This window comes from Modestobacter italicus (assembly GCF_000306785.1).
Classification (GTDB): Bacteria; Actinomycetota; Actinomycetes; order Mycobacteriales; family Geodermatophilaceae; genus Modestobacter; species Modestobacter italicus.
On sequence record NC_017955.1, the window covers coordinates 1,170,781 to 1,193,872 of the forward strand.

Sequence of the window (23,092 nt, forward strand, 5' to 3'; positions counted from 1 at the left end):
ATGAGCCGGGTCAACGACGTCGGCGGGATGGCCGGCTTCCCGGCGGTCGTCGAGGAGCCCGACGAGCCGCCGTTCCACTCCGACTGGGAGGCGCACGTCTTCGCGCTCAACGGCGCGCTGATCAAGCGGGGCGTCTACAACCTCGACGAGTTCCGGGACGCCCAGGAGCGGCTGCCGGTGCAGCAGTACCTGGCGGCCTCCTACTACGAGCGCTGGTTCGCCGCGATCACCACGCTGCTGGCCGAGAAGGGCGTGGTCGCGGCGGAGGAGCTCGAGCTCCCCGATGAGCACTGACCGCTTCGCCCCCGGCGTCCGGGTGCGCACCCGGACCACCGACCCCGCCGGCCACACCCGGCTGCCGCGGTACGCCCGGGGCGCGGTCGGCGTGCTGGTCGAGCAGGCCGGCCGGCACCCGCTGGCCGACGACCGCGCCCGCGGTGTCCCGGCGGAGCCGCAGCCGGTCTGGCACGTGCGGTTCGCCGCCGCCGACCTGTTCGGCGCCGGTGACCACACGGTCACCGTCGAGCTGTGGCAGGACTACCTGACCCCGATCGAGGAGGCGCCATGAGCGGCGACCACGGCAGTTCGGTCATCTCCGCGCAGGTCCGGCACGTCGAGCAGCTGCTGGAGTCCCGCGGCCTGCTCGACGCCGGGGAGATCGACACCCGGATCGACGAGTTCCTGGCCGGTGGCACCCCGGCGAACGGTGCGCGGATCGTCGCCCGGGCGTGGGTGGACCCGGGCTTCGCCGAGCGGCTGCTGGCCGACGCGAACAGCGCCATCCGCGAGGTCGGGCTGTCGATGGCCGGCGGGCTGCAGGAGCAGCGGCTCAAGGTCGTCGCCAACACCGCGGTGGAGCACAACGTCGTCGTCTGCACGCTGTGCTCGTGCTACCCGATCGCGCTGCTCGGGCCCTCGCCCAGCTGGTACAAGAGCGAGGCCTACCGCTCCCGGGTGGTGCGGGACCCCCGCGGAGTCCTCGCCGAGTTCGGCCTCGAGCTCCCCGCCGGCACCTCGGTGTCGGTCTGGGACGCCAGCGCGGAGTCGCGCTACATGGTGCTGCCCCGCCGACCCGAGGGCACCGACGGGATGGCCGAGGAGGAGCTGGCCGCCCTGGTCACCCGCAAGGGCCTGATCGGCACCGCCGCCGTCTGAGGAAGGACCCCGCTGCCCCCACCCCTCGCAGGCTCGGGGTGGGGGCAGCGGGGCCGGGCGTCACGAGCGGGCGGCGAGGACCTGCTCGTAGACCTGCACGGTGGCCTGGGCGATCGCCGGCCAGCCGAACTCGGCGAGCACCCGCTCGCGCCCGGCCACGCCCATGGCGGCCGCCCGGGCCGGGTCGGCCAGCAGCTCGGCCATCCGGGCGGCCAGACCGGCGGCGAACTCGGCCGGCTGGTCCGCGTCGTAGTGCACCAGCAGCCCGGTCCGGCCGTCGTCGACGACCTCGGGGATGCCGCCCACGTCGCTGGCCACCACGGCCGTGCCGCAGGCCGCCGCCTCCAGGTTCACGATGCCGAGCGGCTCGTAGACCGACGGGACGACGAAGACCGTGGCGCCGGTGATCAGCGGGACGAGCTGCTCCCGGGGCAGCATCTGCTCGATCCACACCACCCCCGACCGGCGGGTCTGCAGCTCGGCCACCGCATCGGCGACCTGCGCGCGCTCCGCCGGGGTGTCCGCAGCGCCGGCGCACAGCACCAGGCCGGCCTCGGCCGGCAGCTGCTCGGCCGCGGCCAGCAGGTGCATCAGGCCCTTCTGCCGGGTGATCCGGCCGACGAACAGGGCGTAGGGGCGGTCCGGGTCGACCCCCAGCCCGCGGACGACGTCGGGTGCCTCGACCGGGCGGTAGGCCTCGGCGTCGACGCCGTTGCCCACCACGAGCACCTTGTCCGGGTCGAGGTCGGGGTAGACCTCCAGCACGTCGGCCCGCATGCCGCGGCTGACCGCGATCACCGCGTCGGCGTGCAGGTAGGCGGTCCGCTCGATCCACGACGACAGCCGGTAGCCGCCGCCGAGCTGGTCGGCCTTCCACGGCCGGCGCGGCTCCAGCGAGTGCGCGGTGACCACGTGCGGGACGCCGTGCACGAGCTTCGCGAGCTGGCCGGCGTGGTTGGCGTACCAGGTGTGCGAGTGCGCCAGGTCGACGCCGCCCAGCGCCGCGGCGATCTCCACGTCCACCCCGACCGCCTGCAGCGCGCCGTTGGCCGCCTGCAGCCCGGCGGGCGTGCCGTAGCCGGTCGCGTCGGGGCGCGGGCCACCGAACGCGTGGACCTCGACGTCCGGTCCCCGTTCCAGCCCGCGCAGCGCGGCCACGAGGTGCTCGACGTGCACCCCGGCCCCTCCGTAGACGTCCGGCGGCCATTCCCTGGTGATCACTCCGACGCGCACAGGCTCACCCTAGGTGGTGAACGGGGACGCAGATGGGGCGAACGGGCACGGCAGCCGATACGTTGCCCCCATGCGTGGCGGCCCCCGAGTTCTCGGCATCGTGTTGGCAGGTGGAGAGGGGAAGCGGCTCGCCCCCCTCAGCCAGGACCGGGCGAAGCCCGCCGTCCCGTTCGGGGGCAACTACCGGCTCATCGACTTCGTGCTCTCCAACCTGGTCAACGCCGACATCCGCCGGATCGCGGTGCTGACCCAGTACAAGAGCCACTCGCTGGACCGGCACATCACCACGGTGTGGCGGATGTCGACCCTGCTGGGCAGCTACATCACCCCGGTGCCGGCGCAGCAGCGCCTCGGCCCGCGCTGGTACACCGGCAGCGCCGACGCGATCTACCAGAGCCTGAACCTGATCTACGACGACCGGCCCGAGATCGTCGTCGTCTTCGGTGCCGACCACGTGTACCGGATGGACCCGGCGCAGATGATCGAGCAGCACCTGGCCACCGGGGCCGGGGTCACCGTCGCCGGCCTGCGGGTGCCCCGCAAGGAGGCGACGGCCTTCGGCGTCATCGACTCCGACGCCAGCGGCAAGGTCCTGCAGTTCCTGGAGAAGCCCGAGGACCCGCCGGGTCTGCCGGACAACCCCGACGAGACGTTCGCCTCGATGGGCAACTACGTCTTCACCACCGACGCGCTGCTCGAGGCGCTGCGGGTCGACGCCGCCGACGACAACTCCGTGCACGACATGGGCGGCTCGATCATGCCGATGATGGCCGGGGCCGGCGACGCCTACGTCTACGACTTCAGCAACAACCAGGTGCCCGGCGAGACCGAGCGCGACCACGGCTACTGGCGCGACGTCGGGACCCTGGACGCCTACTACGACGCGCACATGGACCTGGTCTCGGTCAGCCCGATCTTCAACCTCTACAACGACCGCTGGCCCATCTACACCCTGCCGCCCATGCTGCCGCCGGCGAAGTTCGTGCTCGGCGGCCGGGCCGAGGAGTCGATGGTCAGCGCCGGGGTGATCATCGACGGCGGCTCGGTGCACGGCTCGGTGGTCTCGCCGAACGTGCGCCTGGAGCGCGGCTCCCGGGTCGAGGGCAGCGTCCTGATGGACGGCGTCCACATCGGTGAGGGCGCCATCGTGCGCCGGGCGATCCTGGACAAGAACGTCGTCGTCCCGCCGGGTGCGCACATCGGCGTCGACCTGGAGCGCGACCGGGAGCGGTACCAGGTCAGCGCCGGCGGTGTGACGGTCCTCGGCAAGGGCGCCCGCGCCATCTGATGGCGGGCAGCACCTCGCCCCTCATCGTCACGCTGCTGCTGGACCAGGCCGCGCAGGAGCGGTTCGACCGGTTGCGGGCGGCGCACTTCCCCGAGCGGCCCCTTCCAGGGGCCCGCCCCGAGCGTGCGAGGGGTGGGGGTGAAGGGGTGTTTCGACTCGCCGCGCACGTGACGCTGTTCCACGCGCTGCCCGGCGAGCTGCTGGCCGAGGTCCGGGACGCCCTGCGGACGGCGGCCGACCGGCCCCCGTTCCCGGTGGCCGTCACCGGCGTGCGCTTCCTCGGCCGCGGGGTGGCGCTGGACCTGGCCGCCCCGGAGCTGACGGAGCTGCGCGCGTCGGTGGCCGCGGTGTTCGCCGACCGGCTGACCCCGCAGGACCGGCAGTGGTCGCGGCCGCACGTCACCGTGCAGAACAAGGTCGAGCCGGCCGTCGCCCGCGCCCTGCACGCCGACCTGTCCGCGGCCTTCGTCGCGGAGGAGGTCACCGCCCGCGGGCTCGGCCTCTGGCACTACCGGGGTGGCCCCTGGGACCCCGACGCGGAGTTCCCCTTCCGCTGACGTGGGTCAGCGCAACCGGGTCGAGCCGGACGGGGCGGCGACGAGCCGCGTGCGCACGCGGCGCGACCCCGTGCAGCGCGGCTCGACCCGTGCTGGACCGGCGAACAGCTCCGCGCTCAGGCGCGCTTGGTGGCGACCAGCAGGCCCGCACCGATCGGCAGCACCGCGCAGGTGAGCGTCTCGTCCTCCCGGACGGTGCGGGCGATCTCCCGCCAGGCCACGCTCTGCGGGTCCCGGGCCGACCGGTCGGCGATCCCGCCGTCGGCCAGCAGCCCGTGGCAGACCAGCGAGCCGCCGGGGCGGATCAGGTCCAGCAGCCCGGCCAGCTGAGCGGAGTACTCCAGCGGCGGGCCGTCGCAGAAGACCACGTCGTAGGCGGTGGGGGACAGCCGCGGCAGCACCTCGCCCGGCGTGCCGAAGATCAGCCGGGTCCGGCCGGAGGGGATGCCGGCCTCGCCGAACGCCCGCCGCGCGGCCCGCAGCTCCGCCGGGTCGCCGTCCAGGGCGGTGAGGACGCCGTCGCTGCGCATCCCCTGCAGCAGCCACAGCCCGGCCACGCCTCCACCGCTGCCGATGGACACCACCGAGCGGGCGCTGCCGCTCGCCGCCAGCACGGCCAGCGTCGCGCCGACCGCCGGCTCCACCGGTGGGGGCGTGCCGAAGGCGGTGGCCGAGGCCAGGGCGCGGTGCCGGGCCGCCAGCTGCTCGGGGGTCTCGGCCGCGAAGCTGTCGGCGTAGGCGGCTGCGCCGGTCGGGGACCCTGTCGGGGGCGGTCCGGCGGCGCTGGTCACCGGGCGAGGGTAGTGGCGGCGGGGAGAGGGACGCCCGAGCGGGGGCCCCGGCCCGCGTCCCCGCCTGGGAACTGCCTGTGGGTCCACCGCCGGCGGGAACACCGCCCCCGTCCCCACCCGTTGGAACGACCGTGCGTCTGTCGCGTACCACCAGCCAGCGTCCTGCCCAGCGGACCACCCCCGACGGGGAGGTGTCGTCCCCGGCGGCCGTCTGCGATCCTGAGGTGGTGACCGGACCCCGTGCGACCGCACCCGCCGGTCCCGAGCCGGCCGCCGCGGTCGAGGGGTGGGTGGCGCCGACCTGGGAGCAGGTCGTGCGGGACCACTCCGCGCGGGTGTACCGGCTGGCCTACCGGTTGTCGGGCAACCAGCAGGACGCCGAGGACCTGACCCAGGAGACGTTCGTGCGGGTGTTCCGCTCGCTGGCGGACTTCTCCCCGGGGACGTTCGAGGGCTGGTTGCACCGGATCACCACGAACCTGTTCCTGGACATGGTGCGGCGTCGGCAGCGGATCCGGTTCGACGCGCTGCCGGAGGACACCGAGCGGTTGCCGGGGGCGGCGCCCTCGCCGGAGCAGGTGTACGCCGACACCCACCTGGACCCGCAGGTGCAGGCGGCGTTGGACGCGTTGTCCCCGGAGTTCCGGGTGGCGGTGGTGCTGTGCGACATCGAGGGGCTGACGTACGAGGAGATCTCGGCGACGCTGGGGATCAAGCTGGGCACGGTGCGCAGCCGGATCCACCGCGGGCGGGTGCAGCTGCGCGAGGCGCTGGCCCACCTCGCCCCCGGCCGCGTGCCGCTGACCGAGGCGGGCGCGACCTCATGAGCATCCCGGAGAGCCACCTCGCCCAGGAGGCGATCGCCGCGCTCGTCGACGGCGAGCTCTCCGGCGGCGCTGCGGGGCGGGCCGCCAAGCACCTCGGCGGCTGCGCGCAGTGCCGGATGGCGGTCGCCGCGCAGCGCGAGGCCAAGGCCGCGCTGCAGCGCGACGACGACGTCGCCGTCCCCGGTGACCTGCTGTCCCGGCTGAAGGCCATCCCGTTCACCGCCGACGTCCCGGGCAGCGGCGGTGGGCTGGGCGGCCTCAGCGCCGGCAGCGACGGGCTGACCCTGAGCGGCACCGGCGGGTCCTGGGCGATCCCGCTGGCGCCGACCGAGCCGCAGCGTCCGGATGACACCGGGGGCCGCTGGCTGCGCCGGGGCATGACCGGCGCGCTGGCCGGCATCGGCCTCGGTGTCGCCGTCCTCGCCGTCACGCTGCCCGGTGCCGACGTCCCGGGCGACGACGGCCCCACCGGTGGCGCGGTGGCCGGTGCCGTCCGCAGCACCGACTCCGCCGAGCGCACCGACATCGTGCCGCCCGTCGTCCGCACCCTCACCGTGGGTGCGACCACCCCGCTGGCCCCCGGCGGGACCCCCTGAGCGAGACCCCCGGCACCGAGCCGTCCTCGACCGCCCCGCCGGCCGAGCCGACCGACGACCGCCCGCCGACGGTCGACGACCCGGCGGCCTTCGCGCGCCCCGCCGGCACCACCGGGGCGTTCGCGCCGACCGAGGGGCGGCTGCAGCCCAGCCTGCCCGCACCCCCGCCCACGCCCCCCGCGCAGCAGGCGGCCTTCGGCCGTCCCCGGGACGTCGCCGGCTCCTTCGGCGCTGACCGGCCCAGCCCGCCGCCGCGGCCGCTGCCCCCGCCGCCCCCGGAGGCCGTGCTGCGTGCCTTCGCCCCGCGCGACGGCGCCCGCGGGCTCGGTGAGCCCCCCGGCGGCCGGCGCACCGCCCGCCGCACCGCGAGCGCCCCGTTCTGGAAGCCGGATGCGACCGCCGACCCGTGGCGGGACCCGTACGCCCCGGCCGGCCTCGGGGCACCCGCCGAGTACCCGGCGGAGCCGCAGACCGACGACGGCCCGGTCGTCGTCGACGCGCAGGGTCGCAAGCGGCTCCGGCTGCGGGACGTCTCCGTCCGGCTGACGGTCCTGGCGCTGCTGAGCCTGCTGCTGGTGGGCGTCATCGGCGGCACCACCGCCTGGTGGCTGGGGCGGACCGCCGACGAGCAGCCGCTGCTCGCGCCCGGCACCCAGCTGTCCTCGGTGTCGCCGGGGGTCAGCCGCGAGCCCGGGTCGGTCGCCGACATCGCCGGCCGGGTCAACCCCGCGGTGGTCTCGATCGAGGTCACGCTGACCAACGCGGGCGCCACCGGCTCCGGGGTCGTGGTGGACGCCGAGGGCGGCTACATCGTCACCAACAACCACGTGATCTCCGGCGCCGCGGACGCCGAGGACGCCTCGATCCGCGCGGTGTTCAGCGACGGCAGCGGCTCCGCGGCCGAGATCGTCGGCCGCGACCCGGCCAGCGACATCGCCGTGCTCAAGGTCGACAAGCCAGGGCTGGCCGAGGCGACCCTGGGGGAGTCCGAGGACCTGGTGGTCGGCGACCCGGTGGTGGCCATCGGCTCGCCGCTCGGCCTGGCCGGCACGGTCACCAGCGGCATCGTCAGCGCGCTGGACCGGCCGGTGCGGCTGTCCGGCGAGGGCAGCGACACCAACGCGGTGATCAGCGCGGTGCAGACCGACGCCCCGATCAACCCGGGCAACTCCGGCGGCGCGCTGGTCGACGGCACCGGCGCGGTGATCGGCATCAACACCGCGATCGCCTCGGTGGGCGGCTCCAGCACGACCGGCGGCTCGATCGGGCTCGGCTTCGCGATCCCGATCGACACGGTGCGCGACATCGCCGAGCAGCTCATCTCGACCGGTACCGCCGTGCACGCCTCGCTGGGCGTCAACGCCCGCACCGTCACCGACGGCACCCGGGACGGCGCGCTGGTGCTCAACGTCGAGCCCGACAGCCCGGCCGCCGACGCCGGCGTGCAGGAGCAGGACGTCGTCATCGCCGTCGACGGTGCACCGGTCGCCAGCTCCGAGGAGCTCGTGGTCGCCGTCGACGCCCACGACCCGGGCGACACCATCACCCTGGAGCTCGTCCGCAACGGCAGCTCGCAGGAGGTCCAGGCCACCCTCGCCACCGCGTAGCCGGACCTCGAGCGGTGGGTTGCCGCTCACCAGGGGCACAGCCGGCCCACCTACGCTGGAGGCGACCGCGGTGGCACGGCTGAGGGGAGGAACGGTGTTCGACTCGATCGGCTGGGGCGAGATCGTCGTCCTCGCGCTGGCCGCGCTGTTCATCTTCGGCCCCGAGCGGCTGCCCACCCTGGCCAAGGACGCCGCCGCCGGGCTGAAGAAGGTGCGCGAGGCGATCACCGGCGTGCGCGGGCAGCTGCACGACTCGCTGGGTGACGACTTCGACCACCTGCGCGACGTGGACCTGCGGCAGTACCACCCCAAGACGTTCATCCGGCAGCAGCTGCTGGCCGACGACGACGCCCCGGTCCGCCGCGGCAGCGCATCCGGCACCACCGGCGCGACGGCGGCCACCGCCGCGGGGCGGGTCCGCCCCTCGGAGCGGACCCGGGCCCGGGACTCCGCGACACCCCCGCCGTTCGACGCCGACGCCACCTGACGAAGGACCTCGGTGCCCCCCACCCTCGCTGACGCTCGGCGCGGGCCCCTGCACCGAGGCCGCCCGACGACAGCGGCCGGTCACCCCGGGAGGGGTGACCGGCCGCTGTTCGTTCCGGGGGACTACCGGCGGACCGGGGTGAGCCCCAGCGACATGCCGGACAGCCCGCGCTGGCGGACGGCGAGGGAGTCCGCGATCGCGGCCAGCGCCTGGGCGGCCGGCGCCTCGGGCTCGGCCAGCACGATCGGCGCACCGGCGTCGCCGGCCTCGCGCAGCCGGGTGTCCAGCGGGATCTGACCGAGCAGCGGCACCCGGGCGCCGAGGGTCTTGGTCAGCGCGTCGGAGACGGCCTGGCCGCCACCGGAGCCGAAGACCTCCATGCGCTGGCCGTCGGGGAGCTCCAGCCAGGACATGTTCTCCACGACCCCGACCACCTGCTGGTGGGTCTGGGTGGCGATGGCACCGGCCCGCTCGGCCACCTCGGCGGCGGCCAGCTGCGGGGTGGTGACCACCAGGATCTCGGCGTTGGGCACCAGCTGGGCCACCGAGATCGCGACGTCCCCGGTGCCCGGGGGGAGGTCCATCAGCAGGACGTCGAGGTCGCCCCACCACACGTCGGCGAGGAACTGCTGCAGCGCGCGGTGCAGCATCGGCCCGCGCCAGACGACCGGGGTGTTGCCGGGGGTGAACATGCCGATCGAGATGACCTTCACGCCGTAGGACTGCGGCGGCATGATCATGTTCTCGACCTGGGTCGGCTTCTCGTCGACGCCGAGCATGCGGGGCACCGAGTGGCCGTAGATGTCGGCGTCCACGACACCGACCGACAGGCCCTTCTTCGCCAGCGCGGCGGCCAGGTTCACCGTGACGCTGGACTTGCCGACGCCGCCCTTGCCGGAGGCCACCGCGTAGACGCGGGTCAGCGAGCCGGGCTGGGCGAACGGGATGACCGGCTCGGCGGCGTCCGTGCCGCGGACGGTCTTGCGCAGCTCGGTGCGCTGCTCGTCGCTCATCACGTCCAGGCCGACCTGGACGCTGGTGACGCCGGGGACCGCGCCCACGGCCTGGGTGACGCGGTTGGTGATCGTCTCGCGCATGGGGCAGCCGGCGACGGTCAGGTAGACCTCGATGCGCACGGCACCCGGGTCACCGCCGACGCCGATCTGCACGTCCTTGACCATGCCCAGCTCGGGCAGCGGACGGTTGATCTCCGGGTCCTGGACGGTCGCCAGCGCCGCGTTCACGGCGTCGAGGGCCGGCGAACCGGTCAACGTGTCGGTCATGGGCGGATGTGTCTCCTTCGACGGGGAGCCTGCGCGCACCTGCTCGTGACCAGCGCGCGGGCGTCCTGCCACTGTACGGCGGCTGGGCGGGGTGCCTGCCCGGCCCGGGGTGTGACGCCCGGAACTGCCCGGGCCCCCGGCGCGCGAGGTCGGGGACGGCGGATCACTAGGGTCCCGGGGGTGCCCCGGTCCGCCCGCTCCGCCACGCTCCGGGACGCCGTCGGGCTCGGCGTGGCCGTCGGGCTGTACGGGGTCGCCTTCGGCGCGGCCGCGGTGGGCGCCGGGCTGGACCCGTGGCAGGCGCTGGCGATGTCGCTGCTGATGTTCACCGGCGCCTCCCAGTTCGCGCTGGTCGGGGTGCTCGGCGCCGGCGGGGGAGCGCTCGCCGCGATCGGCAGCGCGCTGCTGCTGGGCACCCGCAACACCGTCTACGGCGTCCGGCTCGCGCCGATGCTGACCCCGCAGGGGCGGCTGCGCCGGGCCGGTGCCGCGCACTGGGTGATCGACGAGACGACGGCGATGGCGGTCGCCGCGCCCGACCGCGAGCTCGGCCGGCTCGCCTTCTGGGTCACCGGCGCCACCATCTACCTGGGCTGGAACGCCACCACGCTGGTCGGCGCGCTCGGTGCCGGCGCGCTGGGGGCCACGGCGCAGGCCGCGCTGGACTCCGTCGTCCCGGCGGCGTTCCTGGCGCTGCTGTGGCCGCGGCTGCGGCAGGGTGCCCCCGAGGCGGCGGTGCAGCGCCGGGTCGCCCTCGGTGGGGCGGTCGTGGCGCTGGCGCTGACGCCGTTCGTCCCGGCCGGTGTCCAGGTCGTGCTCGCCGTCGTCGCGGTGGTGCTCGCCGGGCGGCCGCGCACCCGGGAGGTGGCCCCGTGAGCGCCGGGATGCTGTGGACGGTCGTGCTGGTCGGCGCGGCCGGCTGCTACCTGCTGAAGTACGCCGGGCTGTCGGTGCCGGCGGCCTGGGTGCAGCACCCGGCGGTGGTCCGGGTGGTCGACTTCGTGCCCGCGGCGCTGCTGGCCGCGCTGGTCGCGGTGCAGGCGGCGACGTCGGACGGCGCGCTGGTGGCCGACGGCCGGCTGGTCGGGCTGGCGGTGGCGGCGCTGGCCCTGGCGCTGCGGGCACCGTTCATCGTCGTCCTGCTGCTGGCCGGCGCCGCGGGCGCGCTGGTGCACGTCCTCACCGGCTGAGCGCCGCGCTGCCCCGCCGAGTGGCAGCTGAGCGTGGCGGCGGGACCGGCTGGGCCACGCTCAGCTGTCACTCGGCGCGGCTGGTGCCGACCGGGTCGCCCTGCTCGCGGCGCTTCTTCTTCTTCTTGCGCTCGCCGCCGTCGTCCGCGCCGTCGTCGGGCAGCAGCCGGTTCAGCTCGCCGCGGATGAAGTCGCGGGTGGCCAGCTCGCCGACGGCCACCCGCAGCGAGGCGAGCTCTCGGGCCAGGTACTCGGTGTCCGCCCGGGTCTGCGCGGCCCGGCTGCGGTCCTCCTCGGCCTGCACCCGGTCCCGGTCGGCCTGCCGGTTCTGCGCCAGCAGGATCAGCGGCGCGGCGTAGGCGGCCTGGGTGGAGAACGCCAGGTTCAGCAGGATGAACGGGTAGGGGTCCCACCGCAGGTTCACCGCGGCGACGTTGAGCACGATCCAGACGATCACGATGATCGTCTGGACGGCGAGGAACCGGCCGGTGCCCAGGAACCGGGCGATCCCCTCGGCGAACCGGCCGACCGCGTCGGGGTCCAGCCGCAGGAAGTCGCCCAGCCCGCGGCTGCCCCGGGGCTGGTCGAGCCGCTGCTCGGGTCGGCGCTCGTCAGCCACGTCGGGCCCGCTCGCGCCAGTCCTCGGGCAGCAGGTGGTCCAGCACGTCGTCCACGCTGACCGCCCCGACGAGCCGGCCCTGCGCGTCGACGACCGGGGCGGCCACCAGGTTGTAGGTGGCGAAGTAACGGGTCACCTCGGCCAGCGGGGCCTCCGGCCGGAGCGGCTCCAGGTCGTCCAGCGCACCGCTGACCAGGGTCGACGGTGGCTCGCGGAGCAGCCGCTGGATGTGCGCCAGCCCCAGGTAGCGCCCGGTCGGCGTGGCCGAGGGCGGCCGGCAGACGTAGACCTGGCTGGCCAGCGCGGGGGTGATCTCCGGGGCGCGGACCCGGGCCAGCGCCTCGGCGATCGTCGCGTCGTGGCTGAGGATCACCGGCTCGCTGGTCATGATCCCGCCGGCGGTGTCCTCGGAGTACTTGAGCAGCTGGCGGACCGGCTCGGCCTCGTCGGGCTCCATCAGCTCCAGCAGCCGGTCGCGGTCGACGTTGGACAGCTCGGCCAGCAGGTCCGCGGCGTCGTCGGGGTCCATCTCCTCCAGGACGTCGGCGGCCCGCCCCTCCTCGAGGGTGCCCAGGATGACGATCTGCTCGGCCTCGGGGAGCTCGCCGAGCACGTCGGCGAGCCGCTCGTCGCCCATCGCCTCCGCGACCTCGTGCCGCCGCTTGATCGGCAGCTCCTGCAGCGCGTGGGCCACGTCGGCGGCGTTCAGCTCGCGGTAGGTGGCGATCAGCGTCTCGGCGCTCTGCCCGGTCTGCGGCAGCGCCAGCCCGCTGACCTCGTCCCAGGCCAGCTGGCGGAGCTGGCCGCGGCGGCCGAGCCGGCCGGGCTCGGAGACGGCCAGCCGGGAGAGCACCCAGTCCCCGGTGCGGGTCTGCTCGATGGCGGCGTCGACCACGGTGGCGGCGCGGCCGGACTCGTTGATCGTCACCGACCGGTCCAGCAGTTCGCCGAGCACCAGGGTCTCGCCGACCCGCTGCTCGAAGCGCTTGAGGTTCAGCGTGCCCGACGACAGCATCACCGAGTTGGCGTCCACGCCGGTCACCCGGCCCATCGGGACGAAGATCCGGCGCCGCGCGACCACCTCGACGATCAGGCCGAGCGCCCGCGGCGGTGCGGTGTCTACCCGCAGCGCGACCAGCACGTCGCGCACCTTGCCGACCCGGTCCCCGTTGGGGTCGAAGACGGTCAAGCCGGCCACCCGACTCACGTACGCCCTCGTCACCGTCGCCACGGGGGCTGAGGCTACCGTCGCCGTCGTGGTGGCCCCGGGAACCGACCAGCTCAGCTACGAGATCGTGGACGTCTTCGCGCCCCGGCCGTTCTCCGGCAACCAGCTCGCGGTGGTGCTGGACGCCGGTGACCTGACCACCGGGCAGTGCCAGGCGCTGGCCGCCGAGTTCGGCTTCTCCGAGTCCACGTTCGTCAGCGCGCCCACCACCGGGGACGCCTCCTACCGGGTGCGGATCTTCACCCCGCGCACCGAGCTGCCCTTCGCCGGGCACCCCAGCGTGGGCACCGCGCACACCCTGGTCCGGCTCGGCCGGCTGCCCGCCGGCGTGGTCCGGCAGGAGTGCGGCGCCGGGGTGGTCGCGGTCGAGGTGGACGACGACGGTGCCCGGCTCTCCGGCGGGACAGTGTCGCTGCGACCCGGCCCGGACGCCGCGGAGCTGGCCGCCGCCGTGGGGCTGGGGGCCGACGACCTGACCGGCCGGCCCGCGCACCTGGTCGGCTGCGGCATCGACTTCGCCCAGCTGGAGGTGCGCCCCGGGGCGGCCGGGAAGGCCGAGGCGGACCCGGCGGCGCTGGCCGCGCTGCTGCCCGGCGTGCAGGGCGGCGTCTCGGTGCTCGAGCGGGACGCCGGCACGAGCTCCGGCACCGTCCGGGTGTTCGCCGCCGGGCTGGACTTCGCGGAGGACCCGGCCACCGGCTCCGCGGCGCTGGGCACCGGGATCTGGCTGGCCGCCGAGGGCCTGGCCGGCGAGGGCGTCACCGACTACCGGCTCGCCCAGGGCGCGGCGGTCGGCCGGCCCTCGGAGCTGGCCGGCAGGGTCACCGTCGCCGACGGCGCCGTCGTGGCGGTCAGCGTGGCCGGTGCGGTCCGCCCGATCGCCACCGGCACGGTCCGCGTGCCCCGATGACTGTGAAGGACCCCGCTGCTCCCCACCACTCGCAGGCTCGTGGCGGGCCCCTGCAGCAGGGCCGTGGGTCGGGACCGGCCTGGGCGATCCACCGGCCCGGCGGCCGGGACGTCGGGCTGATGGCCGTGGCGGTCGTCGGCGTCTCCTTCTCCGGTCCGCTCACCACGATGGTCGCCGCCTCCTTCCTGGCCATCGCGTTCTGGCGCAACGCGGCCGGCGCGGCGGTGCTGTTGCCGGTGCTGCTCGTCGGCGAGCGGTCGACCGTGCGCGCCCTGCGACCCCGCCAGCTGGGCAGCTCGGTCGTCGCCGGGCTGTTCCTCGCCGCGCACTTCGCCACCTGGCTGCCCAGCCTGTCGATGACGACGGTCGCCGCCTCCACGGCCCTGGTGACGACGACGCCGATCTGGACGTCGCTGGCCGCCCGCGCCGCCGGGGTGCAGCTGCCCGTGCAGGTGTGGTGGGGGCTGGCGCTGGCCGTGCTCGGCGCCGCGCTGATCGCCGGGGTCGACGTCACCGTCTCCTGGGAGGCGCTGGCCGGTGACGGGCTCGCGCTGCTCGGCGCGATCTGCGCCGGTGGCTACATGCTCGCCGGCGCGCGCGCCCGGGAGCACCTGAGCACCTCGGTCTACGCGGTCGCCTGCTACACGACGTGCGCGGTCGCGCTGGCCGTCGCGGCGCTGGTGGCCGACGTGCCGCTGACCGGGTTCAGCGCCCGGGACTGGTGGCTGATCGCGGCGATCACCTTCTGCGCGCAGCTGCTCGGCCACACGCTGCTGAACCTGGTGCTCTCCTCGGTCGGCCCGACGGTCGTGGGGCTGGCCGTCCTGCTGGAGGTGCCCGGGGCGCTGGTCGTCGCCCTGGTGCTGCTGCAGCAGGCGCCGCCGCTGCTGGCGCTGCCCGGCATGGTCGCCGTCGTCATCGGGGTGGCCCTCGTCGTCCGGGCCGGGCGCCCCGCCCCGGAGGCCGAGCCGCTGTAGCCGGGCGCGCCGGCTGGCTACCCTCCGGCGACCAGCGTCGTCGACAGCGGAGGCACCGTGGCCGAGCTCCGATCCCGTCGTTCCAACCTCGCCGTCCCGGGCAGCAACCCCCGGTTCCTGGAGAAGGCGAAGGGGCTGCCCGCCGACCAGGTGTTCCTGGACCTGGAGGACGCCTGCGCGCCGCTGGCCAAGCCCGCCGCGCGCAAGAACGTCGTCGCGGCGCTGAACGAGGGCGGCTGGGGGGAGAAGGTCCGCGCGGTCCGGGTCAACGACTGGACGACGGAGTGGACCCACACCGACGTGATCGAGGTCGTCGGCGGGGCGGGCGCCGAGCTGGACTGCCTCGTGCTGCCCAAGGTCGCCGGCGCCGCGCAGGTGCAGGCGCTGGACCTGCTGCTCACCCAGGTGGAGAAGGCCTCCGGCCTGGAGGTCGGCCGGATCGGCATCGAGGCGCAGATCGAGACCGCGCAGGGCCTGGCCGACGTGCACGGCATCGCCGCCGCCAGCCCGCGGGTCGAGACGCTCGTCTTCGGCCCGGCCGACTTCATGGCCAGCATCGGCATGCGGTCGCTCGTGGTCGGCGGGCTGCACCCGGACTACCCCGGCGACCCGCTGCACTCCGTCCTGGTGCAGATCCTGGTGGCCGCGCGGGCCAACGGGGTGCAGGCCATCGACGGGCCGTTCCTGCAGGTGCGCGACGTGCCCGCGTTCACCGCGGCCGCCCGGCGGTCGGCGATGCTCGGCTTCGACGGCAAGTGGGTGCTGCACCCGGACCAGATCGCGGCCGCCAACGAGGTCTACTCGCCGGCGCAGGAGGACTACGACCACGCCGAGCTGATCCTGGACGCCTACGCCTGGGCGACCTCGGACGCCGGCGGCCGGAAGGGCTCGGCGATGCTCGGCGACGAGATGATCGACGAGGCCAGCCGCAAGATGGCGCTGGTCGTCGCCGGCAAGGGCCGGGCCGCGGGGATGTCCCGGACCTCGGCCTTCACCCCGCCCGGGGAGTGAGGCCTACGGGCTGAAGGTGCCGTTGCCGATCGAGGCGAGCACGGAGATCCACAGCAGCAGCCCGACGACGATCAGCGTGGTCGAGATGCCGCCGATGATGATCGCGGCGAGGGTCAGGCCGTCGCCGCCCTCGCCGGTCCGGCGCAGCTGCCGGCGGGCGACGATGCCGCAGACCAGCCCGGCCGGCGGGAAGACAAAGGTGAGCGCCAGCGCGACGACGGCGAGCTGGTTGGTCGGCGGCCGCCAGCCGTAGCCCGGTGGCGGGCCGTAGCCGGGCGGTGGGCCGTACGCCGGCGGCGCCCACCCCGGCGGCGGGGCGTACGCGGGCGGCGGGTCACCGCGGTACAGGTCGTCCTGGCTCACCGCGCCAGTGTGCGGGTCAGCCGCCGACGGCCGCGGCAGGCAGGGCCGCCATCCGGACGGCGATCGACCGGGCCGCCGCCGCGGTGGTCGCCGGGTCCTCACCGATGAGCACCGACAGCACCGCCCCGCGGGCCTGCGCGACGACGACCTGCCTGCCCCCGTCGGCGAGCCGGTACTGCAGCACGACGCTGTCCTCGGCCAGGCCGTCGGCGGGCGGGCCCGGCTCGAAGGTGTACTCGTCGGCCGGGCAGCCGCCGAAGGCCTGCACCAGCTCCTGGACGGCGGTGGCCGCGGCCGTGGCCGAGTCGTAGGCGATCGCCTCCGCCGAGACCTGCGGGGTGCCGGTGCCGTCCAGCCCGACCACCGGGTGCTTCGTCGTCCGGTGCACCTCGGAGCTGGCGGTGGCGCCGCAGATGCCGGCGAGGCTGGGGTTGTCGGCCAGCGCGGCGCCCTCCGACAGCGGGTTGGCCTGCACCGACCAGCCGGCCGGCAGGTCGCCGGCACGCAGCGCCACCGCCAGGGCCGCGTCGGCGGGGGAGGTGGCCAGCGCCGGGTCGGCGGCCGCCTCCGCGGCGGCGGCAGCTTCCGCCGCCGGCGGTTCGGCCGACCCGCTGGCGGGGGTGGTCGCGGAGGTCCCGGTCGAGCCGCCGCCGGTGCAGCCGGCCAGGGTCAGGACGGCGACCGCCACCGTGCCGAGGAGGACGCCGCGGGACCGCACCTCCGCGACGGTAACCGCCGGTGCTGTGCGCCCGGTCGTCGTGCAGGCTCGGGTGGTGAGCAGTCGGGGATGGGTCTCGGTGCGGGACGACGCGGACCGCTGGTGGCTGCTGACCGCCTACGACGACGGGTGGTGCACGGCGCCGGTGACCGTCCCGACGGCGGCCGACACCCGGCGGCGGCTGCGCGCGTTCCTGGCCTGGACCGTCGCGGTCGGCGGGCTGTTCGCCGCCGCGGTGGGGGTCGGCTTCCTGCTGCCCGGCGTGACCTGGCTGCCGTGGGTGCTGCTCGCCGCCTGCCTGGGCGCCGTCGCGGCGGCCGCGGTCGGCGCGGCACGGCGGCGGGCCGCGCGCCGGCCGCCGGTGTTCGGCTCGTCCGCCCAGCACGCCGCCGGCGTGGCCGGGGCCACCCGGGTCGGCTGGGACCAGGTCCGGGCGGTGGCCGTGCAGCGCGACGGGCACGAGGACGTCGTCACGGTGGCGCTCCGGCGGGGGAAGCCGCTGGTCTACCGCTCGCCGGACCGGACGCTCGGCCGGCTCTTCGCCCTCTGGTCCCCGGCCCCACCGACCAGCTGACCGGACAGTTGAGCTCTGCCCCCACCTGGGGGCAGAGCTCGACTGCCCGCGGACCTCAGCCGGCGCCGCCGCTCAGGTCGTACAGCGTGACGCCGTCGACGGTCTGCGCGGTGTAGTTCTGCTGCACCCAGGCGGCGATCTCGGCCGACGCGCTGCTGCCGCCGTCGCTGCTCATCCCGAGGCCGCCGCCGATGAACCAGTGGACCGCGCCGTCGGCGACGAGCTCCTGGAACTGCGCGAGCGTGGGGGAGGGGTCGCTGCCGTTGAAGCCACCGAGGGCCATCACCGGGTCGCCGGTCGCCAGCTGGTAGCCCGCGGCGGTGTTGGAACCGACCGCCGCGGCCACCCAGGTGTAGGAGTCGGCGTGCTCCTCGAGCGTCGCGACCACCTCGTCGCTCGGGTCGGTCGCGTTGAGCAGCCCGCCGGCACCACCGCCGCCGATGGGTCGGCCGATCGCCCCGCCAGCCGTCGCCCCGCCCGGCGGCGTGCCCAGCTGGCCGGGGGCTCCGCCGGCCCGGCCGCCGAAGCCGCCCGCGGGCGGGGTCCCGCCACCGGGCCCGCCGCGCCCGCCGCCGAAGCCGGTGCCGACGCTGACCGTCGGCCCGGCGGAGGGGATGGAGCCGGTGTGCGCCGTCCCCGCCGTCTGCACCGCGTAGGCGGCCGGCCCGCCGAGGGCGGCGAGGACGCCCACGGCGAGCAGCGTCGCGGTGAGCGCCCGGCCGACCCGGTCGACGACCAGCAGCCCGAGCCCGGCGACCAGGCCGGCGCCGAGGACGAGCCAGCGCAGCCAGGGCAGGAAGTCCGCAGACCGGTCCAGCAGCACGAACGACCACAGCGCGGTGCCGGCCAGGGTCAGCGCCAGCACGACCCGGGCCCACGCCCGGCCGCGGCGCTGCCAGAGCAGCCCGCCACCGATGCCGACCAGGGCCGCGATCGCCGGCGCCAGAGCCACCGTGTAGTACGCGTGGAAGATGCCGGCCATGAAGCTGAAGGTCAGCCCGGTGACCAGCAGCCAGCTGCCCCAGGTCAGCAGCGCCGCGCGGCGCAGGTCGGTGCGCGGCGCCCGGCCGAGCGTGACCAGCCCGGCGACCAGCAGCACCAGCGCGGCCGGCAGCAGCCAGGCGACCTGACCGCCGATCTCCGCGCCGAACAGCCGGGTCAGGCCGGTCGAGCCCCAGTTCCCGCCGCCGTTCCCGCCGCCACCGCCGACGCTGCCGGTCTCGTCGCCGGTGAGCCGGCCCAGGCCGTTGTAGCCCCAGATGAGCTCCCACACCGAGTTGGTCTGCGAGCCGCCGACGTAGGGCCGCCAGGACGCCGGCACCAGCTCGACGACCGCCACCCACCAGCCGGCCGAGACCAGCAGCGCACCCCCCGCGGCGAGCACGTGCAGCACGCGCCGGCCCAGCGTGGTGGGCGCGGCGACCAGGTAGACCAGCGCGAACCCGGGGACGACGAGCACCGCCTGCAGCGTCTTGGTCAGGAACGCGACGCCGATCAGCACGCCGACGCCGAGCATCCACCGCAGGCTCGCCCGCTCCACCGCCCGCACGGTGGCGTAGCCGGCCAGGCTCATCAGCAGCACGAGCAGCGCGTCGGGGTTGTCGAAGCGGAACATCAGCACCGCGACCGGGGTCAGCGCCATCGCCGCTCCGGCCAGCAGGCCGGCACCGGGACCGGCCACCCGGCGCACCGAGAGGTACACGACGCCGACGGTGGCCACGCCCATCAGCGCCTGCGGCACCAGCAGCGACCAGGAGTTCAGCCCGAACAGCCGGACGGCGATCTCCATGACCCACAGCGACGCCGGGGGCTTGTCGACGGTGATCGAGTTCGCCGCGTCCGAGGAGCCGTAGAAGAAGGCCTCCCAGCTCTGCGACCCGGCCTGCACGGCCGCGGCGTAGAAGGCGTTGGCCCAGCCGGAGGCGGCCAGGTCCCACAGGTACAGCAGCCCGGTGGCGGCCAGCAGTGCGAGCAGCGACGGGCGCACCCAGCCCGGGTCGTCGTCCCGGCCGCGCACGAAGCGGCGGGCGCGCGAGGTCGGCACGGTGGGCGGCGGCTCCGGTGCGTGCGCCGGGGGCTGGCCGGGGGAGTCGAGGACGGTGCTCATCGGACGGTCTCCATCGCCGGGACGGCGGGGTCGGGGGCAGCGGGGTCGGTCAGGGGCGGGCTGGTGCGGCGCGCGGTGCGGAACACCCAGCCGCGCAGGAGGACGAAGCGGAGCAGGGTGGCCAGCGCGTTGGCGGCGACCAGGACGACGACCTCGGTGCTGCGGGCCGGCGTGCCGGTGGCGTGCAGGACGGCGAGGCTGCCGCTGGTCAGCGCCAGGCCGAGGCCGAACACGACCAGGCCCTGCAGCTGGGCGCGGCCGGCGCCGGGGCCGCCGCGGATGCCGAAGGTGATCCGCCGGTTGGCCGCGGTGTTCGCGACCGCGGTCACCAGCAGCGCGACCAGGTTGGCCGGCTGTGCGGCGACGACCCCGCGCAGCGCGACGAACAGCACCAGGTAGGCCAGCGTGGACAGCACTCCGATGGTGGCGAACCGGACCAGCTGCCCGACCAGCCCGGCCGGGACGCCGGGCACCGGGTCGGCCAGCGGCCCGCGGCCGAGGGAGGCGCGGAGCTCGGCGACCGGCAGCCGGCCGGTGGCCAGTGCGCGCAGCATCCGGGCGATCCCGGCCAGGTCGGCCTTCGCCGTCGCCACGATGTCCACCCGGCTGTCCGGGTCGTCCACCCAGTCGACCGGGACCTCGTGCACCCGCAGCCCGCTGCGCTCGGCGAGCACCAGCAGCTCGGTGTCGAAGAACCAGCCGGTGTCCTCGACCAGCGGCAGCAGCCGGGCGGCGACGTCGGCGCGGATCGCCTTGAAGCCGCACTGGGCGTCCGAGAGCCGGGTGGCCAGCGCCCCGCGCAGCAGCAGGTTGTAGCCCCGGGAGATGACCTCGCGCTTCGCGCCGCGCACCACCCGGGAGGACGGCGCGAGCCGGGTGCCGACGGCCAGGTCGGAGTGGCCGCTGATCAGCGGGGCGACCAGCGGCAGCAGGGCGGCGAGGTCGGTGGACAGGTCGACGTCCATGTAGACCAGCACCGGCGCGGGCGAGGCCAGCCACGCGGTGCGCAGCGCCCGGCCGCGGCCGGCCTCGGGCAGCACCAGCACCTCGATGCCGGGCAGCTCGGCGGCGACCCGCCGGGCGACCGCGACGGTGCCGTCGGTGCTGGCGTTCTCGGCGACGGTGATCCGGAACGGGTAGGGGAGCTGGCCGGACAGGTGGGCGTGCAGCCGGCGCAGGCAGGGCTCGAGGTCGGTCTCCTCGTCGTGGACGGGGACGACGACGTCGACGACCGGCGTGCGGAGGTCGGGGCCGCCGGGCGGCGCGGTGGTGCTCGGGTCGTGCGAGGGCATGGCACGACCGTCGGGTCCGCGGCTGGTGGGTCTCCCTGCCCCGGCTACGCGCCGGCTGTGAGTGGTGCACGCGGGGTGTGGCCCCGCGCACGCCGGGGCCGGGTGTGCCCGGCGGCGCGGCGGGGGTAGCGGCAGGTCATGAGAGCAGTCGGAGTGACGGAGTTCGGCGGGCCCGAGGCCCTGCACCTGGTCGACGTCCCGGCCGAGCCGCTCGGCCCGGGGCAGGTGCGGGTGCGGGTGACGGCAGCGACGGTGAACCCGACCGACACCTATTCGCGCAACGGCACCTACGCCGGCCGGGACCCGGTCAAGGAGCCGCCCTTCGTCCCGGGCATGGACGTCGCCGGGGTGCTCGCCGAGATCGGCGAGGGCGTGCAGACCGACCTGGAGGTGGGGGCGCACGTGATGGGCATCGTCGTCCCCTCCGGGGCGCACGGCGGCTACCGCGAGGACATCGTGCTGCCGGTCGGCTCGATCGCCCGGGTGCCGGCCGGCGCGAGCGACGTCGCCGCCTCGACGCTGCCGATGAACGGCCTCACCGCCCGGCTCGCCCTGGACAAGATGGCGCTGCGGCCGGGGCAGGTCCTCGCGGTCACCGGCGCCGCCGGGGCGTTCGGCGGCTACGTCGTCCAGCTGGCGAAGACCGAGGGGCTCACCGTCGTGGCCGACGCCGCGGAGGCCGACGAGGACCTGGTCCGCGAGCTGGGTGCCGACGTCGTCGTCCGGCGCGGGGACGACGTCGCGGCGCGGATCCGGGAGCAGTTCCCCGACGGCGTCGACGGGCTGGCCGACGGGTCGGTGCAGGACGCCGCCGTGCTGCCGGCGGTCAAGGACGGCGGTGCGGTCACCACCGTCCGCGGCTACCGCGGCGACGGGCAGCGCGACCTGCGGGTGTTCCCGGTGCTGGTGCGCGAGTACGCGCAGGAGGGCGCGGCGCTCGACCGGCTCCGCGCCCAGGTCGAGGCGGGCGAGCTGACGCTGCGGGTGGCCCAGACGTTCCCGGCGGCCGACGGCGCCGAGGCGCACCGCCGGCTCGAGGCCGGCGGCGTCCGCGGCCGGCTCGTGCTCACCTTCTGACGAGGGCGCGCCGGCGCCGAGTGAGCAGTTGAGGTCGTCGACGCGCGCGGACACGCCGCGCGCACCGACCACGACTGCCCACTCGGCCCGAGCCGGGCTCGCTACAGGTGCTTGGCGGCCTCCCGCCGGGACAGCGGGCTCAGCTCGTGCCCGGCGAGGAAGCCGCGCACCCAGGCAGGGTCGGTCTTGGCGAGGTCGCGCAGCGCCCAGCCGATCGCCTTCCGGATGAAGAACTCCGGGTCGGCGGCGTTGACCTCGACCACCTCGGTCAGCAGCGCCCGGTCGATGCGGTCCTTGGCACCGAGCTGGGCGATCACCGCGCTGCGCCGGAGCCACCGGTCCGGCGACCGCGCCCAGCCGCGCAGCACCGGCGCGAGGTGGGCGGGGGAGGCGAGCAGCAGGTCGCGGACCCGGGGCTGGACGCCGTCGACCAGGTCCCACCACGCGCCGGTGGTGATCATCTCCTCGTGCAGCGGCAGCAGCTCCAGCGCGCCGCGGGCCACCGGCAGCCCGGTGAGCGCGATCGCGGCGTACCGCTCCTCCCGGTGCGCCGCGCCCCGCCAGAGCGCGCCCGCCGCCTGGCCGACGTCCGCTGCGGTCGCCGGCGGGTCGGCCGTCGCCGCTGCGCGGGTCAACCGGCGCACCTCGGTCAGCCGCACGCCGAGGCAGGGCTCCGTCGTCTTGAGGTAGGCCTGCATGCCGCGGGCTCGCTCGGGGTCGGCGGCCGCGCGCAGCGCGGCGCGCACGGCCGGGACGAGCGCCTCCACCGCGGCGGGCCTCAGCGGCGCCGGGCGGCCATCGGCAGCCAGACCGCCAGGCCCATCAGCAGCATGGCCAGCGGCACGTGCACCGCCACGCTGCCGCCACCCGCGCGGCCGAGGGCGTACTCGACCACCAGCAGGACCAGCAGCAGCGCCGTCCCGACCAGCAGGTCGCGGCGGTGCCGCAGCCACACGACGGCGGCGACGGTGGCGACCGCCGCCAGGGTCACCGTCGCCTCGGCGCCGTGCTGGTGCACCGAGTACCAGGTGCCGCCGTCGGTGCCGGGGCGGAGGAACAGCCCAGCCCACAGCGCCTGCAGCAGGACCCCGAGCGAGGTCAGCCCGACCAGCGCGGACCAGACGGGGTGCGGCTTCACAGAGGTGGTCCCGGTCGTGGCCATGGCCTGATCCTGCCAGCCGCCGGAGCCCGTGCGAGGCTGC

Annotated in this window: 27 protein-coding genes; 16 read left to right on the plus strand and 11 right to left on the minus strand. The window is 75.8% G+C overall.

What is annotated here, in order from left to right; translation table 11 throughout:
- Genes MODMU_RS29960 through MODMU_RS05670 form a run of 3 tightly spaced genes read left to right on the plus strand, consistent with a single transcriptional unit; the run spans position 1 to position 1,155 of the window.
- Positions 1-294: an SH3-like domain-containing protein gene (locus tag MODMU_RS29960; RefSeq protein ID WP_041794992.1), complete on the plus strand. Its 294-nt coding sequence runs from the start codon at positions 1-3 to the stop codon at positions 292-294.
- Positions 284-568, plus strand: coding sequence for an SH3-like domain-containing protein (locus MODMU_RS29965; RefSeq protein ID WP_041794993.1), 285 nt, complete (start codon positions 284-286; stop codon positions 566-568). The genes MODMU_RS29960 and MODMU_RS29965 overlap by 11 nt, the downstream gene beginning before the upstream one ends.
- Complete coding sequence (locus MODMU_RS05670) at positions 565-1,155, plus strand: nitrile hydratase subunit alpha (RefSeq protein ID WP_014739233.1); 591 nt, start codon at positions 565-567, stop codon at positions 1,153-1,155. The genes MODMU_RS29965 and MODMU_RS05670 overlap by 4 nt, the downstream gene beginning before the upstream one ends.
- Positions 1,156-1,215: 60 nt before the next feature.
- On the opposite strand, the gene glgA is transcribed toward MODMU_RS05670, so the two are convergent.
- Positions 1,216-2,388 (minus strand): glycogen synthase, encoded by a 1,173-nt coding sequence (glgA, locus tag MODMU_RS05675; RefSeq protein WP_014739234.1) that lies wholly within the window; start codon positions 2,386-2,388, stop codon positions 1,216-1,218.
- A gap of 70 nt (positions 2,389-2,458) precedes the next feature.
- Between glgA and glgC the strand changes: the two genes are divergently transcribed.
- Positions 2,459-3,676, plus strand: a complete 1,218-nt coding sequence (gene glgC / locus MODMU_RS05680) for a glucose-1-phosphate adenylyltransferase (protein WP_014739235.1) — start codon at positions 2,459-2,461, stop codon at positions 3,674-3,676.
- Positions 3,676-4,233, plus strand: a complete 558-nt coding sequence (locus MODMU_RS05685; protein ID WP_014739236.1) for a 2'-5' RNA ligase family protein — start codon at positions 3,676-3,678, stop codon at positions 4,231-4,233. Before glgC ends, MODMU_RS05685 begins: the two co-directional genes overlap by 1 nt.
- A gap of 116 nt (positions 4,234-4,349) precedes the next feature.
- On the opposite strand, the gene MODMU_RS05690 is transcribed toward MODMU_RS05685, so the two are convergent.
- Positions 4,350-5,024, minus strand: coding sequence for an O-methyltransferase (locus MODMU_RS05690; protein WP_014739237.1), 675 nt, complete (start codon positions 5,022-5,024; stop codon positions 4,350-4,352).
- A 227-nt stretch (positions 5,025-5,251) separates the two neighbouring features.
- Here MODMU_RS05690 and sigE point away from each other — a divergent pair, with 227 nt between their 5' ends.
- From sigE to MODMU_RS05710, 4 genes are all read left to right on the plus strand, one after another.
- The gene (sigE, locus tag MODMU_RS05695; RefSeq protein WP_051144135.1) at positions 5,252-5,851 is read left to right on the plus strand and encodes an RNA polymerase sigma factor SigE; all 600 of its coding nucleotides are present in this window, start codon (positions 5,252-5,254) and stop codon (positions 5,849-5,851) included.
- The gene (locus tag MODMU_RS05700) at positions 5,848-6,447 is read left to right on the plus strand and encodes an anti-sigma factor family protein (protein ID WP_014739239.1); all 600 of its coding nucleotides are present in this window, start codon (positions 5,848-5,850) and stop codon (positions 6,445-6,447) included. The genes sigE and MODMU_RS05700 overlap by 4 nt, the downstream gene beginning before the upstream one ends.
- Before the next feature lie 284 nt (positions 6,448-6,731).
- Positions 6,732-8,054, plus strand: coding sequence for a S1C family serine protease (locus tag MODMU_RS05705; protein ID WP_014739240.1), 1,323 nt, complete (start codon positions 6,732-6,734; stop codon positions 8,052-8,054).
- A gap of 94 nt (positions 8,055-8,148) precedes the next feature.
- Complete coding sequence (locus tag MODMU_RS05710; protein ID WP_014739241.1) at positions 8,149-8,541, plus strand: twin-arginine translocase TatA/TatE family subunit; 393 nt, start codon at positions 8,149-8,151, stop codon at positions 8,539-8,541.
- A gap of 122 nt (positions 8,542-8,663) precedes the next feature.
- Here the strand turns inward: MODMU_RS05710 and MODMU_RS05715 are convergent, their stop codons facing one another.
- Positions 8,664-9,824, minus strand: coding sequence for an Mrp/NBP35 family ATP-binding protein (locus MODMU_RS05715; protein WP_014739242.1), 1,161 nt, complete (start codon positions 9,822-9,824; stop codon positions 8,664-8,666).
- 180 nt (positions 9,825-10,004) lie between these two features.
- Here MODMU_RS05715 and MODMU_RS05720 point away from each other — a divergent pair, with 180 nt between their 5' ends.
- Positions 10,005-10,700, plus strand: a complete 696-nt coding sequence (locus MODMU_RS05720) for an AzlC family ABC transporter permease (protein WP_014739244.1) — start codon at positions 10,005-10,007, stop codon at positions 10,698-10,700.
- Positions 10,697-11,014 (plus strand): AzlD domain-containing protein, encoded by a 318-nt coding sequence (locus MODMU_RS05725; RefSeq protein ID WP_014739245.1) that lies wholly within the window; start codon positions 10,697-10,699, stop codon positions 11,012-11,014. The genes MODMU_RS05720 and MODMU_RS05725 overlap by 4 nt, the downstream gene beginning before the upstream one ends.
- 67 nt (positions 11,015-11,081) lie before the next feature.
- Here the strand turns inward: MODMU_RS05725 and MODMU_RS05730 are convergent, their stop codons facing one another.
- Together MODMU_RS05730 and MODMU_RS05735 are read right to left on the minus strand one after the other, a co-directional pair.
- Positions 11,082-11,633 (minus strand): DUF1003 domain-containing protein, encoded by a 552-nt coding sequence (locus tag MODMU_RS05730; protein WP_014739246.1) that lies wholly within the window; start codon positions 11,631-11,633, stop codon positions 11,082-11,084.
- Complete coding sequence (locus MODMU_RS05735; protein WP_231851770.1) at positions 11,626-12,831, minus strand: magnesium transporter MgtE N-terminal domain-containing protein; 1,206 nt, start codon at positions 12,829-12,831, stop codon at positions 11,626-11,628. The genes MODMU_RS05730 and MODMU_RS05735 overlap by 8 nt, the downstream gene beginning before the upstream one ends.
- 58 nt (positions 12,832-12,889) lie before the next feature.
- On the opposite strand from MODMU_RS05735, the gene MODMU_RS05740 reads away from it, so the two are divergent.
- From MODMU_RS05740 to MODMU_RS05750, 3 genes are read left to right on the plus strand one after another with little or no spacing between them, the layout of a single operon-like run.
- Positions 12,890-13,771 (plus strand): PhzF family phenazine biosynthesis protein, encoded by an 882-nt coding sequence (locus tag MODMU_RS05740; protein WP_014739248.1) that lies wholly within the window; start codon positions 12,890-12,892, stop codon positions 13,769-13,771.
- Positions 13,768-14,748 carry a DMT family transporter gene (locus MODMU_RS05745; protein WP_231851771.1) on the plus strand — a complete coding sequence of 327 codons (981 nt, stop codon included), beginning with the start codon at positions 13,768-13,770 and terminating at the stop codon, positions 14,746-14,748. Before MODMU_RS05740 ends, MODMU_RS05745 begins: the two co-directional genes overlap by 4 nt.
- A 57-nt stretch (positions 14,749-14,805) precedes the next feature.
- Entirely contained in the window at positions 14,806-15,759 is a 954-nt protein-coding gene (locus MODMU_RS05750) for an HpcH/HpaI aldolase/citrate lyase family protein (protein ID WP_014739250.1), read from the plus strand.
- Positions 15,760-15,762: 3 nt separating this feature from the next.
- On the opposite strand, the gene MODMU_RS05755 is transcribed toward MODMU_RS05750, so the two are convergent.
- Together MODMU_RS05755 and MODMU_RS05760 are read right to left on the minus strand one after the other, a co-directional pair.
- Complete coding sequence (locus MODMU_RS05755) at positions 15,763-16,122, minus strand: DUF4190 domain-containing protein (RefSeq protein ID WP_014739251.1); 360 nt, start codon at positions 16,120-16,122, stop codon at positions 15,763-15,765.
- A 16-nt stretch (positions 16,123-16,138) separates the two neighbouring features.
- Complete coding sequence (locus MODMU_RS05760; RefSeq protein WP_014739252.1) at positions 16,139-16,840, minus strand: hypothetical protein; 702 nt, start codon at positions 16,838-16,840, stop codon at positions 16,139-16,141.
- 55 nt (positions 16,841-16,895) lie between these two features.
- Here MODMU_RS05760 and MODMU_RS05765 point away from each other — a divergent pair, with 55 nt between their 5' ends.
- Entirely contained in the window at positions 16,896-17,414 is a 519-nt protein-coding gene (locus MODMU_RS05765; RefSeq protein ID WP_166503408.1) for a hypothetical protein, read from the plus strand.
- Between the two features lie 55 nt (positions 17,415-17,469).
- Here the strand turns inward: MODMU_RS05765 and MODMU_RS29970 are convergent, their stop codons facing one another.
- Positions 17,470-19,521 (minus strand): mannosyltransferase YkcB-related protein, encoded by a 2,052-nt coding sequence (locus tag MODMU_RS29970; RefSeq protein ID WP_014739254.1) that lies wholly within the window; start codon positions 19,519-19,521, stop codon positions 17,470-17,472.
- The gene (locus MODMU_RS05775) at positions 19,518-20,813 is read right to left on the minus strand and encodes a bifunctional glycosyltransferase family 2/GtrA family protein (RefSeq protein ID WP_014739255.1); all 1,296 of its coding nucleotides are present in this window, start codon (positions 20,811-20,813) and stop codon (positions 19,518-19,520) included. The genes MODMU_RS29970 and MODMU_RS05775 overlap by 4 nt, the downstream gene beginning before the upstream one ends.
- A gap of 138 nt (positions 20,814-20,951) precedes the next feature.
- Here MODMU_RS05775 and MODMU_RS05780 point away from each other — a divergent pair, with 138 nt between their 5' ends.
- Positions 20,952-21,890 (plus strand): quinone oxidoreductase family protein, encoded by a 939-nt coding sequence (locus tag MODMU_RS05780; protein WP_014739256.1) that lies wholly within the window; start codon positions 20,952-20,954, stop codon positions 21,888-21,890.
- 101 nt (positions 21,891-21,991) lie between these two features.
- Here the strand turns inward: MODMU_RS05780 and MODMU_RS05785 are convergent, their stop codons facing one another.
- Both MODMU_RS05785 and MODMU_RS05790 read right to left on the minus strand, forming a co-directional pair.
- Positions 21,992-22,657 carry a DNA alkylation repair protein gene (locus MODMU_RS05785; protein ID WP_014739257.1) on the minus strand — a complete coding sequence of 222 codons (666 nt, stop codon included), beginning with the start codon at positions 22,655-22,657 and terminating at the stop codon, positions 21,992-21,994.
- Positions 22,658-22,668: 11 nt separating this feature from the next.
- Positions 22,669-23,052, minus strand: a complete 384-nt coding sequence (locus MODMU_RS05790; protein ID WP_014739258.1) for a hypothetical protein — start codon at positions 23,050-23,052, stop codon at positions 22,669-22,671.
- Positions 23,053-23,092: the final 40 nt, after the last annotated feature.

Excerpts from the sequence above, each read along its gene's own strand:
- MODMU_RS29960 (WP_041794992.1), top strand. The coding sequence starts at position 1 with ATGAGCCGGGTCAACGACGTCGGCGGGATGGCCGGCTTCCCGGCGGTC.
- MODMU_RS29965 (WP_041794993.1), top strand. The coding sequence starts at position 284 with ATGAGCACTGACCGCTTCGCCCCCGGCGTCCGGGTGCGCACCCGGACC.
- MODMU_RS05670 (WP_014739233.1), top strand. The coding sequence starts at position 565 with ATGAGCGGCGACCACGGCAGTTCGGTCATCTCCGCGCAGGTCCGGCAC.
- glgC (WP_014739235.1), top strand. The coding sequence starts at position 2,459 with ATGCGTGGCGGCCCCCGAGTTCTCGGCATCGTGTTGGCAGGTGGAGAG.
- MODMU_RS05685 (WP_014739236.1), top strand. The coding sequence starts at position 3,676 with ATGGCGGGCAGCACCTCGCCCCTCATCGTCACGCTGCTGCTGGACCAG.
- MODMU_RS05700 (WP_014739239.1), top strand. The coding sequence starts at position 5,848 with ATGAGCATCCCGGAGAGCCACCTCGCCCAGGAGGCGATCGCCGCGCTC.
- MODMU_RS05715 (WP_014739242.1), bottom strand. The coding sequence starts at position 9,824 with ATGACCGACACGTTGACCGGTTCGCCGGCCCTCGACGCCGTGAACGCG.
- MODMU_RS05745 (WP_231851771.1), top strand. The coding sequence starts at position 13,768 with ATGACTGTGAAGGACCCCGCTGCTCCCCACCACTCGCAGGCTCGTGGC.
- MODMU_RS29970 (WP_014739254.1), bottom strand. The coding sequence starts at position 19,521 with ATGAGCACCGTCCTCGACTCCCCCGGCCAGCCCCCGGCGCACGCACCG.
- MODMU_RS05775 (WP_014739255.1), bottom strand. The coding sequence starts at position 20,813 with ATGCCCTCGCACGACCCGAGCACCACCGCGCCGCCCGGCGGCCCCGAC.
- MODMU_RS05780 (WP_014739256.1), top strand. The coding sequence starts at position 20,952 with ATGAGAGCAGTCGGAGTGACGGAGTTCGGCGGGCCCGAGGCCCTGCAC.
- MODMU_RS05790 (WP_014739258.1), bottom strand. The coding sequence starts at position 23,052 with ATGGCCACGACCGGGACCACCTCTGTGAAGCCGCACCCCGTCTGGTCC.